We start from the raw sequence: 15,275 nt of genomic DNA, 5'->3' as shown, positions 1-15,275 counted from the left end.
CACGCTGGCGGCCTCCCAATCCTGCGCCAGAACTCTCACATGCTCTATAAAAATTTTACGCGCGTCAACATTTAAAGTCCTGTATAGCGGATTGCGGGGGGTCGTGGGAACTGCAACGGTTGCGCAGCATGCCCTTGGCTTGGGAGGAAAGCTGGAAATGCACGGAAAATCAGAGACAAAGCTCGGCATCGGTGTCATCGGCTGCGGCAACATCTCGATGATCTATCTGCGCAATGCAGCGCTCTTCGGTGGTGTCGAGCTACGCGCCTGCGCCGACATTTCCGCTGACATGGCTGAGCTGCGCGCCAGGGAATACGGCATCCGTGCCCTGGGCGTTGACGCGCTGCTGGCCGACCCCGATATCGACCTCGTGCTGAACCTGACAATCCCCGCGGCGCATTTCGATATTTCGTTGTCAGCGCTCTCGGCGGGCAAGCATGTCTTCACCGAAAAGCCGCTGGCAACCTCTGCCGCCGACGGCCGCCGCCTTGTCGCCGAGGCCGCGAAGCGCGGCCTGCTGATCGGCTCGGCGCCGGACACATTCCTGGGTGCAGCCGGCCGCCGCGCGCGCCGGCTGATGGATGACGGCGCGATCGGCAAGCCGGTGACCGGCACCGCTTTCATGATGGGACGGGGCATGGAGCACTGGCATCCCAATCCGCAATTCTATTATCAGCCCGGCGGCGGTCCGGTGTTCGACATGGGTCCCTATTACCTGACCGTGCTGGTCAATCTGCTCGGGCCGGTCGAGCGCGTCATGGCGATGGCGACGCGCGGCCAGGAGGAGAGGCTGATCACGGCCGACGGGCCGTTCAAGAACACGACATTCAAGGTCGGCACGCCGACCAACATAATATCGCTGCTCGAATTCCGCTCGGGCGCCACCGTCACCTTCGGCGCCTCATGGGATGTTTTCAAACACTCCAACCATCCCATTGAACTGCACGGCACCGAAGGCTCGCTCAGGCTGCCCGACCCCGACACGTTCGGCGGCACCGTTTCGCTGTCGGAGCGTGGCGCCGACTGGGCCGATTTCGCCAGCGAGAGCGAACTCTATGGCGACCGCAACTGGCCCTATTCCGCGCCCGACCGCGCCAATTACCGCATGCTCGGCGTCGCCGATCTGGCGCGCGCGCTGGCCGCGGGCAGAAAGCCGCGCGCCTCCGGTGAGCTGGCGCTGCATGTGCTTGAGATCATGGAGGCGATCCTGGCTTCGGGCGAAAGCCGTGGCTCGGTTGCCGTCAACGGCACGGTCGACCAGCCGCCGCTGCTTGGCGAAGACGAAGCCGCAACCCTGCTTGCCTGACGGAGGTTCGCCCGTGACGCCATCGCCACCGTCCCCGTTGCCCCTAGATCCGGAGGCCCGGCATGTGCTCGAGCTCGGCAGCCAGGCCGGCGCGCCGCCGTTCGAAACGGGAACGCCTGAACAGGCGCGCCGTGCCTACAATGAGGGCTTCCCAAACCTGCAAGGCGAGCGTGATCCGGTAGCGGCACTCAGCGAGCGCATCGTCGCCGGACCCGGCGGACCACTTAGGCTCAGGATCTATCGCGGGCAGGGCGCGCCTTCGGCAGGCGCTCCGGCGCTGCTCTATCTCCATGGCGGCGGCTGGGTGATCGGCAATCTCGACTCGCATGACGAGATCTGCCGCTGGTTCGCCAACGAGGCAGGCGCTGTCGTCGTTTCCGTCGACTACCGGCTGGCGCCGGAACACAAATTCCCGGCGGCAATAGAGGATTGCCGAGCGGCACTTGCCTTCATGCAAAGCGCCGCGGACGAACTCGGCATCGACGCTGCCCGCATCGCGGTTGCCGGCGACAGCGCGGGCGGCAATCTCGCCACGGTGCTCGGCCTGCTCACGCGGGGGGACAAAAATCCGCCGGCAGCGCAGCTGCTGTTTTATCCCAACACCGATGCCGGGCAGACGACGGACAGCTATCGCCGCTTCGCCATAGGCTTTGGCCTGACCGCCTCGACCATGGCCTGGTTCCGCGACCATTATATCCGCAATGCCGCCGACATCGGCGACTGGCGTACCTCACCGCTGAAGGCGGAAAGCCTCGCCGGTGCGCCGCCCACCTTCATCGCCATCGCCGGTCGCGACATCCTCGCCGACGAAGGCGAGGCCTATGCCAGGCGTCTGCAGCAGGCCGGCGTGCCGGTCGTGCTGGAACACTGGCCCGGTCAGATCCACGGCTTCGTCTCGATGGGCCGTCACGGCCCGGCAGCGAGACAGGCGGTTGCCGCCGCCATTGCCGCGTGGCGAAGCTTCGATCCTGCCTTTGGAAAGGCTCAAGCGGACTGACGCATCACCAGGGCGGCGTCGAGGCTGACCTTCGGCGCGACGTTGGCCGTATCCTCGTTGAGCAAAGCGAGCAGTGTCTCGACGCTGCGCCCCGCCATGGCGGCAAAATCCTGCGCGATGGTGGTCAGTGCGGGGCAGGTGTAGCGGCTCAGCGGATGGTCGTCATGGGCGGCGATACGCAGGTCGCAATCGGCCTTGCGGCCGATCTTCAGCCCTTTCGCGAAGGCTGCCGCCATCACGCCGAAGGCCAGGCGGTCATTCGCACACAGTATGGTCTTGCCGGGCAGACCCCCGGTCTTGCCGGGCAGACCCCCGGTCTTGCCCGGCAGGCCGCTGGCCCCGAGCATCTGTTCCATCTGCTCGTAGCCGATGCGCTCGAAATCCCATGTGTAGTCTCGGGTGTTGCCGATAACCACCGGCTCCTGGCCAAGCTGACGCATCGCGGCGACGTAACTGTTCAGGCGCTCCGGCGAATTGTGATTGACATGCGGGATATCGAAATAGACCGGGGCGTCGCCGGAGCGGCAGAGATAGTCGACGATGGTCGAGACACTCTGGGCATTGTTGTTGCCGACAAAGGGCGTGCCGCCTTCGAGATAGGTATCGAAATAGACGACCGGCATTGTCTGGGTCAGCTTCTCCAGCGTGCGCCGGTCCGAGCGCAAGCCGAGCGGCGCGATCAGCGCGCCCGAAACTTTCAGCGACAGGATGGTACGTGTCGCCTCCATTTCGAGCTCGGTCGAGCCATGCGAGGAGATGACGATCGGCCAGTAGCCCTCGTCGCGCAGCCGAAGTTCGATGCGGCTGACCATTTCGGAATAGAAGGGGTCGGTGACCGTCGGTACGACAATGCCGATGGCGCGGGTGCGCTTGCGGTTGAGGTTGCGGGCAAACAGATTGGGCTGGTAGTCGGATGAGCGCAACGCCTCTTCGATGCGCTTGCGCGTTGCCGGCTTGACGCTGGTCGGATCGTCGAAATATTTCGACAGCGTCGGCCTGGAGACGCCGCAGGAGCGGGCGAAATCCTCCATCGTCTTGTGCGTCATCGGCATTCAATCCCTCGTCTGGCACGCGCCAGAACCTCGGTCATCCCTTGACGCTGCCCAGGGTCCTGCAGCCGGCGCGTCCGCCACGCAACGGCAGACGAAATTTACAGGAAACGTCAGTGGGTTCAACGCGCAATGACAGATTATACCGTGCGTAAAATTTGTTCAATTGACGCGAAAATTGTCGCGCATCAAAGTCTCGGTCACAAAGAGCGCTGAAACAGTCCAGGCACCATGACACAACAGATCGATCGGCTTCTTTCCCAGCTTTATCGTCGGCTCGATGCCGCCGCGATTGTGATCGGCGATGCCATCGATCCGCGCTACAGCGACGACCTCTCCGGCAAGGGCGGCGGCCAGCCCGAACTGGTCTTGCGTCCGCGCAACGCCGCCGACGTCGCCGAAATCCTGCGCCTATGCAGTGGTATCGGCCAGAAGCTGGTCGTCCATGGCGGCCGCACCGGGCTGGCCGGCGGCGCGCGCGTGCAGCCGGGCGAAGCAGTGCTGTCGCTGGAGCGCATGACCGCGGTCGAAGCGCCCGACGGCGCCGCGGCAACCATCATCGCGGAAGCCGGCGCGCCGCTGCAAATGGTGCAGGAAGCGGCCGATGCGTCCGGCCTGATGTTCGGCGTCGATATCGGCGCGCGCGGCACGGCGACGGTCGGCGGCAACATCGCCACCAATGCCGGCGGCATTCGCGTGCTGCGCTACGGCATGTACCGCGCCCAGGTGCTGGGGCTGGAGGCCGTGCTTGCCGACGGCTCGATCCTGACTTCGTTGCGTGGCCTGGCCAAGGACAATTCGGGATACGATCTCAACCAGCTTTTCATTGGCAGCGAAGGCACGCTGGGCGTGGTTACTCGCGCCTGCCTGCGGCTGCATCCCAAGCCCGCCACCGAGGTTGCCGCCTTTTGCGCCCTTGGCTCGCTGGAGGCGGCGATTGCGTTGCTGGGGTTGCTCAAGCAGCGGCTCGGGCCCTTGCTTTCGGCCTATGAGGTAAACTTCTCGCCGCTCTACGGCGCCATGATTGCCGGCATGGCCGCGCCGGCGCCGCTGCCTGCCGGCGCGCCGGTTTATGTTTTGGCCGAGATCCAGGGCAACCAGGCCGAGCTGGACGGCGAGCGTTTCGCTTCGGTGCTGATGCAGGCGGTCGAGGACGGCATCGTCGCCGACGTGGTCGTCTCGCAGTCGCCGCGCGAATTCCGTGCGCTATGGGATGTGCGCGAAGAGGCCAACCGCTTCCTGTTTGCGATCGAGGGCATGATCGGCGTCGACATCAGCATCCCGTTGGCGACCATGGCGGGTTTCCTGCGCAACGCCGAAGCCGCGATCCACGCCGTCGACAGCCGCGCCGAGATCTACGTCTTCGGCCATCTCGGCGACGGCAATCTGCACTATCAGGTCGACACCACGGAACCGGCGGCCGCCTATGAGATCATCTATCGCGGCGTGGCGGCATGCGGTGGCGCCGTCTCGGCCGAGCACGGCATCGGCCTCGACAAGAAGAAATGGCTGAACCTCGTGCGCAGCGACGCCGAAATATCAGCCATGCGCCGGCTGAAGGTGGCGTTCGATCCGCACAACATTCTCAACCCAGGGCGGATTTTCGATATCATTTGATCGCCAGGAGAATCTAGCTTGCAACTGGCGAGAGCAGCGCGTGTAAGTCGACCGTTCTCATCTGCTCGACGCCGTCCAGAGTCATATTTCCCGCGACATAGACGATGATTGCCAGACCGAGCCAGCCGATCCAGCGATACCTGGCAAGCAGCGCCGCCACCAGCGTCGAGGCGACCGCCATCAGAACCACCGACAGGATGAGACCGAACACCAGCGCATTCATGTCGTGGGCGGCGGCGCCCGCCACGGCCAGCACATTGTCCAGCGACATCGAGACATCGGCGACGACGATCTGCAGGATCGCGGTGCGCAGCGCCTTGGCCGGCCGCGCCGTCGCAAGTGCTGCGGCTTCAGTGTCGACGTCCTCGCCGTCGCCGGCCGAGCGCAACTCCTGGAACATGTTCCAGCACACCCAGAACAAAAGCATGCCGCCGACCAGCATGATCCCCGGAATTTCCAGCAGTTGCACCGCGATCACCGCAAAGACGACGCGGATCACCGCCGCCGCGGCAATGCCGGCGATGATCGCCTTCTGCCGCAACGCCTTGGCGAGGCCTGCGGCCGCCATGCCGATCACCACGACATTGTCGCCAGAGAGCACAAGGTTGATGGTGATGACTTCCAGATAGGCGGCGACAGTCGTCTGGTCGAAACTCATAAAGCGGTCTCCCCGGAAGGCTCCGGCTGGTTGCGGGCGCATCGGACCGATGTCTGCGCAAACGCGAAGACAGCTGATTTGAGTGCAGCCCGGCATTGAAACAAGACGCCAGCGCGGCCAATCGGTCCTCATCCACGGGAATTCATCGCCGGGTCGTGATTTCCGACCAGAAATGCCCGTCCCAGAATGCCCATCATGGAAGGAAGACAAAAGCGTTCCGCTTGCCTATCAATATTGCCGACCAAAGGAGAGATGAGCATGAGCAAGACGGCACTGATTTTCTGGGGCGGATGGGAAGGCCACACGCCGGCTCGCAGCGCCGCTGTCGTCAGCGAGATATTGACCGGGCATGGCTTCGAGGTGCGGATAGAAGAGGGCACATCCGCGCTCGCCGATCCGCAGCTCCCGGTCATCGATCTGATCGTGCCGGTGATCACCATGTCGACGATCGAGAAACCGGAGCTGCAAAACCTCACCGCCGCCGTCAGCGGCGGAACCGGCCTTGCCGGCTTCCACGGCACAATGGGCGACAGTTTTCGCAACGAGCCGAACTATCAGTTCATGACCGGCGGCCAATGGGTCGCGCACCCCGGCGACATCATCGACTACCGTGTCGACATCATCAGCGACGATCCGATCGTCAGGGGTATCGAGGGTTTCGCCTACCATTCCGAGCAGTATTACATGCAGGTCGACCCGAGCAACGAGGTGCTGGCGACGACGACGTTCAGCGGTGAGCATCTCGACTTCATCGACGGCGTCGTCATGCCCGTGGTCTGGAAGCGCCGCTATGGCAAGGGCCGCGTCTTCTTCAGCGCGCTCGGCCACACCGCGGATGAGTTTTCCGTGCCGCAAATGCGCACCATCTTCGAGCGTGGGGTGCTGTGGGCCAGCCGGTAACCGGGGCCTGTCCAAGCAAGCAACGGCGATATCACGCCTCCGCTACTCGCTAAGCCGCGGCTAACGCACTATGGTGGCTGAGGTGACGACGTTCGACCGCCGTCATCGCAACTGAAATGTGTTGTCACGGGGGGCATGCATGTTCGGGGTCGTCGGATTAGTAAGGCATGGAAAGCCGTCGCAGCGCTGGCGTCCGCCGGCTCTGGTGGTCGTGGTGTTCGGCCTGTTGCTGCTTGCGCCGGAAGTTGCGAATGCGCAGCCGAACTGGACGCTCGATCCGGCGAATTCGACATTCACCTATCAATCGGTGAAGAAGAACACCATTGTCGAAACCAACAAGATCAGGAACCTCTCGGGCACGCTGACATCGGATGGCGCCGCCAAGGTCACGTTCGACCTCAACTCGGTCGACACCGGCATCGACCTTCGCAATGTCCGCATGCGCTTCCTGTTCTTCGAAACCTTCAAATTCCCGACGGCGGAAGTGACGGCGAAAGTCGATCCCGCCGCTTTTGCCGATCTCGCCACCAAACGGCGCATGAGCGCGCATATCCCGTTTCGCCTGAGCCTGCACGGCGTCGACAAGGACCTTGAGGCCAATGTCGTCGTCACCATGATCACCGACAGCATGGTGTCGATCGCCTCGGAGGCGCCGGTCGCCGTGCATGTCGAGGATTTCGGCCTGTTGCCCAACATCGAAAAACTCCAGCAGGCGGCCAATGTCAGCAGCATCGTGCCGACGGCTTCGGTGTCGTTCGACTTCGTCTTCACCGCTGACGGGGCCAAGCCGGCGGCGGCGCCTGCCGTCGCAGCCGCAGCCCCAGCCGATGCCGGGCCGGTCGCCACAGATGCAGGCAAGACGTCCTTCAGCGACGATGAATGCCTGAACAGGTTCGAGGTGCTGTCGCGCACCGGCGCCGTCTATTTTCGCCCAGCCAGCGCTCGGCTCGATGAAAAGAGCCGCCCGCTGCTGGCCGAGGTGGTCGGCGTCGTCGGCAAATGTCCGAAACTGAAGGTCGAGGTTTCGGGCCATACCGATTCCGACGGCTCGCCGACGGCCAACAAGAACCTGTCGGAACGGCGCGCCAAGGCGGTCGCCGACGCGATCATCGCTGCGGGCATTCCATCGGCGCAGATCACGGCTTCCGGCTATGGCGAGGAAAAGCCGGTGGCGCCGAACGATACGCCGAAGAACAAGGCGCTGAACCGGCGGATCGAGTTCTCCGCCACGCCGCTCTCCAACTAAGCCGGTCCTTAACTGAGAAGGCCCGTCAACCGAAAAGGAATCCGGTGCGTTTGGACATGATTGCAAGTTGCGGCAACTTCATGCGCGGCATCGGCCTCGCCGTGCTGGCGCTTGCGTTGACCATGACCATTACCATGACCGCGGCCAGTGCCGAACGCCGCATCGCCCTGGTGCTCGGCAATTCCCACTACCGGAACGCGCCGGTGCTGCCCAATCCGGTGAACGATGCGCAGGCAATGTCCGATCGCCTGAAGGGGCTGGGCTTCGAAATCGTCTCCGGCCTCGATCTCACCAAGGCGCAGACGCAGGAAAAGATCGCGCAATTCGCCAGGCAGGTGCGTGGCGCCGATATCGCGCTGTTCTTCTATGCCGGTCATGGCCTGCAGGTCTCGGGCAGGAATTACCTGCTGCCTGTCGATGCGGCGCTGGAGGACGAGACCTCGCTGGACTTCGAAGCCGTGCAGGTGGATTTCATCCTGCGGCAGATGTCGCGCGAGACCAGCATCAGGCTGGTGTTCCTCGACGCCTGCCGCGACAACCCGCTCGCCGATGTGCTTGCCAAGGAGACCGGCGGCGACAGCACGGCAAGCAGCGGCCTTGCCGAAATACCGATCGAGAATGGCGGCGCCGGCACGCTGGTCGCCTTCGCTGCCAGTCCCAACCAGCTCGCCTATGACGGACCGGGCGAGCACTCGCCGTTTTCGGCGGCGCTGCTTGCGCATATCGGCGAGGTCAACGTCTCGATCACCGAAGCGATGAACCGGGTGACGTCGGATGTGTTCAAGGCCACAGCCGGACGCCAGCGGCCCTGGATCAACGTTTCGCTGACCACCGATGTCGTGCTTCACAAGGTCGATCTCAAGGCGCCGCTGATCGTCGGCGATTCCGGCGCGGCTGCGCCCGAAGGCGATACGCAGGCGCGCACCGGCGCGGCCGCCAATCCGCCGGGTACGGACGCCGGCGAGCAGCCGCTGGAACAGCTGCGTGAGGAAATTCCGAAGCTGGGCTCGGACGCGCCAGTCCTTTTCGACGTTCCGGTCAATTTCGGCGACCCGGCGATCGACGGCAAGAGCATCGCCCAACTCATCCAGGGCAAGCCGCACTTCAGTCCGGTCGAGGGCCTGGAAAAGTCCGTCTGGGACAACCAGTGCAGCAACTGTCATCAATGGACCGAGGAGCGGCTGTGCGATCAGGCCAAGACCTACGTCACCAATGATGTCTTGGTGTTGCGCCTGCAACACCCGCTGGGCACGCGCTTCAAGGTGGCGCTCGGCAAATGGGCGCAAAACGGCTGCAAATGAGACCGCCAACAATGGGTTGGATCAGATTTCAATGAAATCTCATCACGATCCAGAGCAATCAGGCTCGGCGCAGCGCCTCGGTTTCGGCCAGATGGATGCCCATTTCGACAAAGGCGGTGAGCACGGAGAAACGGTCCGCCACCGCAACCCGCGCCAGTCCGGCCAGTATACCGGTATTGACGGCGTGCGCAGCCGGCAGCGGCCGCAGCCCCGACCCGTTCTGCGCAGCCAGGCCGCTGATATGCCGTTGCGCCGCGAGCGCGATCCAGCCGGCAGGCGTGTGCTGCTGCGTCATCGCCGCCCCGGCGACAGCCTCCCGGCGGGTTGCATTGTTGGGGTCGCCGACCCACTCCTGGATCAGTGTCAGCGTTGCGAGGTCCTGCTCTTCGAGCAGCTCGGTCAGATGCCCCAGGCACTCATGGCCCCACCAGATTGCGGCCCGGTCAGGCAGGAGATAGGCGCAAAAGGTAATCGCTTCCTCGGGGATGCGCCCGGCCATCAGCCGGCGGCAGAACTCGAGCGAGGGTTGGTCGGTCGGAACGGCCGTCATGTCCCGGGCGACAGCCGTGTTCGCGGCGAAGAGATCGCGTGCGGTCTGGAATCGAAGCCCCTTGACCATCGCTGCTGTTATCCTCCCCCAGCCCTCACTCAACCCGCCTGCGAGGCGTGGGTCAAGTCTGTCGACCACCACATGTCCATGACGTTGTTCACAGACAAACGCCTCACGGTTTGGTATATTCCACAGCCGACCGTGATCTCGACAGATCATTGTCGAACAGGAAGAGTTGGCCCGGATCCATGGATCGGGCCTGAGTGAAAATCGGATGCTCGAAACGGGAGTAACCGTTATGCAGCGGCACATTTCAGTCTTGGCATTGGCGACCGTGCTTTTCTCGACCCACGTCTATGCCGACCCACTTCAGAAATCGGAAGACATTGTGAAGTTCTTTGCCGGCACGATCGATCACGGCGCGGCACGCGGGATTTGTGTCGGCACCGAGGACGAGTGCAAGAGCAAGACCGGCCAGAAAGAAAAGCCTCCGGAGAAGACCGGCCTCGATATGCTGATCAATTTCAGCCTGGATTCGTCCGAGCTCGACGCCAAGGCGCGCAGCGAACTCGACGAATTCGCCAAGGCGCTGAAGGACGATCGGCTGAGCAAGCTGTCCTTCGTCGTCGAAGGCTATACCGACGCATCCGGCTCGGCGACCTACAATGAGGGGCTGTCGCAGCGCAGAGCGCAGTCGGTGACGGCCTTCCTCGAATCCAACGGCATTGAAGGCACCCGCATCAAGGCGGTCGGTCTCGGCGAGGCCAATCCACGCAATCCCGATCCCTACGATCCCGTCAACCGGCGGGTCGAGATGCGGATCAAGGCGCAGTAGCGTCGCCGGCTGCGTCTTCCGGCCGTCGTCAAACACAACGCCGCGCGTCCAACGGACACGCGGCGTTTTTGTTGTTTGACATGACCGATCAGTTCTTGAGCACGCCGCCGACCGCTACGCCGGTGCCGAAGATCAGCGCCTTGGTCAGGAAATCATTGTTGTCCCGCGGCGGCGGCTCATCCTCGCGCACGACCTCCCGGTTGCGCCTTTTCTGCACGAACTGCTGTTGCCGGCGCGGCTTCTGGGCGTACTGCTTCTTGCGTGGCTTTTCCACCACCGGCTTCAGCGTGCGGGCCTTCTGCACCACCTGTTTTCTCGGCTTGTCCACGCCGGCCTGGTCGGCCTCATGCTTGGCACGCACGGCCTCCATCATCGGATCCGTCTGGATAACCAGGAACGCCAGCTGCTCGCGCGTCAGGAAGGTGGTCGGAGGCAGCCCGTTCCCCGCTTGCCAGTCGCCGATCGCTTGCCGGGTCTTGGCGCCGATATTGCCGTCGACGCGGCCAAGCTCGTTGCCCAGCGCCTCGACGCGCAATTGCAGGTCGATGCGGCCCTGGCGATCGAGACCGATCGCGTTCTCCGTCGCCTCGGTGCCCAGCACCTTCTTCATGTCGTCCGAAATGCCGACCGAGGTGCGCACGGCAGAACCCGAGTTCGCTTCGTCCGCAGCAAGCGCGGCGACTTCCCGTTCCTGGGCTTTCGGATCGTTCAGCGCATCGATGTTGAGCCGCGCCACCGTGGCGAAGCGGCCATTCGGGAACTGTTCGAGATAGGCTTCGTAGAATGGCGCGGTGTTGCGCTTCGAGGCCTCGTCCCACAGGCGCTGCTCGACTTCCCACGAAGGCGGTTCTCTGGTGACGGGGGCAGGGGCGGGCGCTGTCGCGGCGTTAGCGTCGTCGGCGGCCACCGGCACGGCTTCGGCGGCCGGTTTGCCAAGGAAGACCTCGCGGCCCAGCGATGCGTTGTGCCATGGCCGCTGGCGGCCTTGCGTGGTCTCGGCCACTTCGCCGCGCACCCGCGTCAGCGCGCTCTGGATCTCGACGCCGGGTTCGGTCAGGTGCCTGGCGAGCGCGGTCGAGTAGGGGCTGTCGACGCCGTTGCCGTCAAAGGCGATGGCGCCCGGGTCGGTGGCATAGGCAATCAGGATGCCGCCGGTGCCGACGCCCTCTGATTTAGGGTCGATCGGCGCCAGGCCGGTGCCCAGCGCGGTGGAGCGGGTCTTCGGCATCGCGGCCGCCAGTGTGCGTGCCAGCGGATTGTCGCGGCAGGCATCGAGGATGATGACGCCGACCGCCGGGTCGGGTGGCAATGCGGCCATGAAGTCGTCGATCTGGACGGTGCGGGTCCTGAGATAGGCAGGTGACGTCAATTCGGCGTCGACCGGGATCAAAAAGTTCTTGCCGTCCACCTGCATGCCGTGGCCGGCGTAGAAGATGACGGCGAGGTCGGCATCGTAGGACTGCTCGGTGAATTTGCTGATCAGGCTGTGCATGCCGGCATTGTCCTGGTCGACACCCTCGATCACCTCGAAGCCGGCATTGCGCAGCGTCGATGCGATGAGATGCGCGTCATTGGCCGGATTGGGCAACTCGACGGAATGGACGTATTTGCTGTTGCCGATGACCAGCGCGACGCGTTTGACGCCACCGGCATCCGGCGCCGCCGCCTGGACGGTGCCAAGCGCGGTCAGCATTAACAGAAAAAATCCGCTCAAAAGGACGGCAAACGCTTTCATGGGATCGGCCCTCCGCCCCAATGGGGCGCGTTATTGATGGCTGTGCATGCTAAATTTCACCAGCGACTGTATCGCTTCTGCCAAAATGGCTGTTGGGCGTATGTGATCCCAGCCACAGTTTTGGTTCACAAGGACCCAAAAACCTTCCCAAATATCCGCAAACATACCATTCGCCGGCCTCAGAACCAATCGGCTTGGCGAAAGCCGGGGCGAACTGCCAGCTCTAGCCCGGCTCAAGAGTATTTTGGATCGAGCCGACCATTGCCGTTATCGCCTGCTTGTATTTTTCGAACTCCGGCGATGTCTGGCGGACTTCCGTCGTCGTCTGCTGGCCCGCATCGGTGGTGGCGGGCGTCGGCAATTTGCGGCCCATCTTCCGTTCCGCCCAGTCGACGACGTAGCTGGCGGTCTTGCCGGCAAGAAACGGGTTGGCCTGGATAACGGACGAGCCGAGCACGGCGCTCAACTGCGCCGATCCCGGCGACGCCAGCACCTGATGGGCGCCTTCCATACCGAGGAAATGGCAGAGATAGAGCCGGCCGGCGGTGATCTGGTGGCCACGCGCCTTGAGATAGGCTTCGCCCTCGCGCGCCAGATTGCGCACCATCTCACGCGAGATGGTGGCGTCGTAGCGCAAAGCGAGCAGGTCTGCGGTCGACAGCGAGCGCGCCAGTTCGGGACGATAGGTGTTCATCATCCGGATCCAGGTCTTGGATATGAACTGGCCGGCGCCTGTCGCCGAAGACAGCGGGTTCTTGGCCCGCGCGCTACCGCCCGATTCGACGTGGACGATACGGTCGGTCAGCGTTTCGACGGCGGGATCGCTGGAAGTGACGGCGATTGCAGCGGTCACTGTTCCGAGCGGATCGATCGCCTGACCGCTCTGATAGAGTTCGAAATGCAAATGTGGCCCGGTCGACAGGCCGGTGGTGCCGATATAGCCGATAATGTCGCCGGCCTTCACCTTGGTGCCGACACCGCTGGCAATGGCGAATTTCGACATATGCGCGTAGCGCGTCTCGCGGCCGCCGCCATGGGCGATCTTGACCACATTGCCGTAGCCGCCGCCGTCGCCCTGGAAGATGATCTCGCCGTCGAAGGCTGCTGCGATCGGGGTCCCCACGGGTGCTGCCCAGTCGACGCCCTTGTGGATGCGAACAACGCCCAGGATCGGATGCTTGCGCGGCCCGAAGGTCGACGTCATGACACCGTTGACCGGCGTCACCATGCCGTTGGCCACCGTCAGCGAGCGCACCTGGTCATCGCCCGAGACGCAGGAAAACTGGCCGTCGCTCTGCTGGAAAACGAAACAATCCAAGCTCTTTTGCGTGCCTTGGATACCGACATAGAGCACCCGTCCGTCGGTCTCGTTCTTGCCGCGCGGCGTCTGCGAATAGATCAGCACAAGACGCTGGTCCTCGCTGGCGAAAGCATCCAGATCCTGTCCCCGCGACAGATACATGATGGCTTCGCCGATGATGCCGCTCGGCACATTGTTGCGGGCCGCCGTCGAATAGATCGCGTCGAGCAGGCGGTATTGCCGTTTCTGCGTGCCTTCGGTCTCGGCGCCCGAATAATTGAACAGGTCCTCGCGCACCCAGGGGTCGACGCCCGACACGAAGGCGCCGGCCGCGTTGCGTGTCAGCGTGCCGACAAAGACGTTCCTGGCATAGATCGAGACCTGCATCAGCGACATCGTCGTGGTCTCGCGCGTCGGCCTGAAGCCGCGCATCGCCACGACATAACCAGGCTGCAGGCCGTCCTTGTCGAACAGCGCCTTCAGCGCCTCGCCGGCAAGCTTTGCGTCGTCGGCGGAAAAATGCGCATCGAGCGCCACGCTGTCCAGGCTGCGGTCGTTGAGGATTTTCACGAAAATGTCCTGGGTCGCCTCGAAGCGCTGGTATTCCGAGCTGACGGTGGCAACGCTGGTGTTGTTTTCGACCGGTGTCTTCTGAAAGGCGGGGAGTGCTGCTTCGCCCTCATCGATGGTCTCGCCCCAGCCGGCCTCGGGGTCATCGGCCGCCGCCGATGCACCCGGAGCGGCTTGCGGGTCAGGAGCTGGGCCGGAGGCCGCCGGAGCCCCGTCCGCGCCAGGCGATGGTTGAAGATCGTTCTGCAGGTCATTCTGCGGATCGCTGGGTTCGGCGGGTGGCGCGACCGCGGTCTTCCGCTGCGCCTGAAAGAAAGCGAAATCCTCTTGCGTCGAGGGGATCGTCGTCATGAATTTTTCGCTGGCGCTCAGCATCACGTCGGAGAGAACCATGATCTGAGGGGAGATACCGGCCTGGTCGAGCTCCGCCGGGCGCGGCATCCCGCTGCTCTTCGCGGCGCCGGCCTCCGGCGCCAGTGTGATCCACATCGGGTCGCCGGCAAGGTCGATGATGGCCGGCACGTAGACCGATGCGTCGGCCGGCACGTCGTCCGAGCCTTCGACGGCATGCAGTTCCTCGTCCTCGTCGCCGAACGACCAGTAGTCGGCGGTAAGATAGAAGCCGGTGGCAATCGCGGCGAGGACGATTGTCGCCAGGCCAGCCGCCAGCCCGAGCCAGATCCTGCGCCTGCGCAGCGCGGCGCGCGCCTGCTTCTTTGCTTTGAAGCTGGTGTCGATGCTGTGCGTCACGGCGCGCTTCCGGTCAGGAAGAAGGTCCAGCGCACCTGTTCCTGGGTGTCGACTTCGAGAAACTTCGCCGCGATATGGCCGCGCTGCCAGCATTCATCGATGCCGCGGATCGAGAACCGCCGCCGCTCGATGCACATGTCGGTGGAGCCTGCCAGAATGGCGTGGCCGAACACATCCGTCGCGTAGATGTAGATGTAGCGGTTGGTCAGCTCCTCGCGGATGACGTTGACGCATTGATTGGCGCCGATGGTCCACCAGCCATCGGTCTGGTCGGCATCGTCGACCTTTTGGCCGACGGCAAGATTGACGACATCGAGCGTCTGGTTGCAGACGGTGAATTCGGCGCGCGCTTGCCCGGTGGAAAGAAGCGCCAGCAACAGCGTCGCGACCGCGCTCGCGGCGAGCTTCACCCGCACGTTCCGGGCAAGCAGGACGGGATCTCGGCGACGACGTTGCATCGG

13 protein-coding genes are annotated in these 15,275 nt (G+C 63.8%); 7 read left to right on the top strand and 6 right to left on the bottom strand.

What is annotated here, in order from left to right; all coding sequences use genetic code 11:
* The first annotated feature begins 157 nt into the window (after positions 1-157).
* Together NKL06_RS08170 and NKL06_RS08165 are read left to right on the top strand one after the other, a co-directional pair.
* Positions 158-1,306 (top strand): Gfo/Idh/MocA family protein, encoded by a 1,149-nt coding sequence (locus NKL06_RS08170; protein ID WP_023692209.1) that lies wholly within the window; start codon positions 158-160, stop codon positions 1,304-1,306.
* Positions 1,307-1,343: 37 nt separating this feature from the next.
* The gene (locus NKL06_RS08165) at positions 1,344-2,303 is read left to right on the top strand and encodes an alpha/beta hydrolase (RefSeq protein ID WP_023692208.1); all 960 of its coding nucleotides are present in this window, start codon (positions 1,344-1,346) and stop codon (positions 2,301-2,303) included.
* Here the strand turns inward: NKL06_RS08165 and NKL06_RS08160 are convergent.
* Positions 2,291-3,355, bottom strand: coding sequence for a LacI family DNA-binding transcriptional regulator (locus NKL06_RS08160; RefSeq protein ID WP_023807536.1), 1,065 nt, complete (start codon positions 3,353-3,355; stop codon positions 2,291-2,293). The two genes, NKL06_RS08165 and NKL06_RS08160, sit on opposite strands and share 13 nt — an antisense overlap.
* Before the next feature lie 228 nt (positions 3,356-3,583).
* Between NKL06_RS08160 and NKL06_RS08155 the strand changes: the two genes are divergently transcribed.
* On the top strand, positions 3,584-4,969 hold the full coding sequence (locus NKL06_RS08155) for an FAD-binding oxidoreductase (protein WP_023692206.1): 1,386 nt from the start codon (positions 3,584-3,586) through the stop codon (positions 4,967-4,969).
* 13 nt (positions 4,970-4,982) lie between these two features.
* On the opposite strand, the gene NKL06_RS08150 is transcribed toward NKL06_RS08155, so the two are convergent.
* Entirely contained in the window at positions 4,983-5,627 is a 645-nt protein-coding gene (locus NKL06_RS08150; protein ID WP_023692205.1) for a YjbE family putative metal transport protein, read from the bottom strand.
* Between the two features lie 258 nt (positions 5,628-5,885).
* On the opposite strand from NKL06_RS08150, the gene NKL06_RS08145 reads away from it, so the two are divergent.
* From NKL06_RS08145 to NKL06_RS08135, 3 genes are all read left to right on the top strand, one after another.
* Positions 5,886-6,527, top strand: coding sequence for a ThuA domain-containing protein (locus NKL06_RS08145; protein ID WP_023692204.1), 642 nt, complete (start codon positions 5,886-5,888; stop codon positions 6,525-6,527).
* Between the two features lie 139 nt (positions 6,528-6,666).
* Entirely contained in the window at positions 6,667-7,773 is a 1,107-nt protein-coding gene (locus tag NKL06_RS08140) for an OmpA family protein (protein WP_023692203.1), read from the top strand.
* 44 nt (positions 7,774-7,817) lie between these two features.
* Positions 7,818-9,074, top strand: coding sequence for a caspase family protein (locus NKL06_RS08135; RefSeq protein WP_245267102.1), 1,257 nt, complete (start codon positions 7,818-7,820; stop codon positions 9,072-9,074).
* Between the two features lie 58 nt (positions 9,075-9,132).
* On the opposite strand, the gene NKL06_RS08130 is transcribed toward NKL06_RS08135, so the two are convergent.
* Positions 9,133-9,693: a DUF6931 family protein gene (locus tag NKL06_RS08130; protein WP_023692201.1), complete on the bottom strand. Its 561-nt coding sequence runs from the start codon at positions 9,691-9,693 to the stop codon at positions 9,133-9,135.
* A 229-nt stretch (positions 9,694-9,922) separates the two neighbouring features.
* Between NKL06_RS08130 and NKL06_RS08125 the strand changes: the two genes are divergently transcribed.
* Positions 9,923-10,459 carry an OmpA family protein gene (locus tag NKL06_RS08125; RefSeq protein WP_023692200.1) on the top strand — a complete coding sequence of 179 codons (537 nt, stop codon included), beginning with the start codon at positions 9,923-9,925 and terminating at the stop codon, positions 10,457-10,459.
* Positions 10,460-10,547: 88 nt separating this feature from the next.
* Here the strand turns inward: NKL06_RS08125 and NKL06_RS08120 are convergent, their stop codons facing one another.
* From NKL06_RS08120 to NKL06_RS08110, 3 genes are all read right to left on the bottom strand, one after another.
* Positions 10,548-12,152 (bottom strand): caspase family protein, encoded by a 1,605-nt coding sequence (locus tag NKL06_RS08120; RefSeq protein WP_245267101.1) that lies wholly within the window; start codon positions 12,150-12,152, stop codon positions 10,548-10,550.
* A 265-nt stretch (positions 12,153-12,417) separates the two neighbouring features.
* Complete coding sequence (locus NKL06_RS08115; protein WP_023692198.1) at positions 12,418-14,814, bottom strand: M23 family metallopeptidase; 2,397 nt, start codon at positions 14,812-14,814, stop codon at positions 12,418-12,420.
* Positions 14,811-15,272, bottom strand: a complete 462-nt coding sequence (locus tag NKL06_RS08110) for a DUF1036 domain-containing protein (protein WP_023667922.1) — start codon at positions 15,270-15,272, stop codon at positions 14,811-14,813. Before NKL06_RS08110 ends, NKL06_RS08115 begins: the two co-directional genes overlap by 4 nt.
* Between the last annotated feature and the right edge of the window lie 3 nt (positions 15,273-15,275).

Origin of the sequence: Mesorhizobium sp. C268A, from assembly GCF_040324475.1 — a bacterium.
GTDB lineage: Bacteria > Pseudomonadota > Alphaproteobacteria > Rhizobiales > Rhizobiaceae > Mesorhizobium.
Note: the sequence above shows the minus strand (reverse complement) of the source record. Positions and strands in the feature narration are given on the sequence as shown.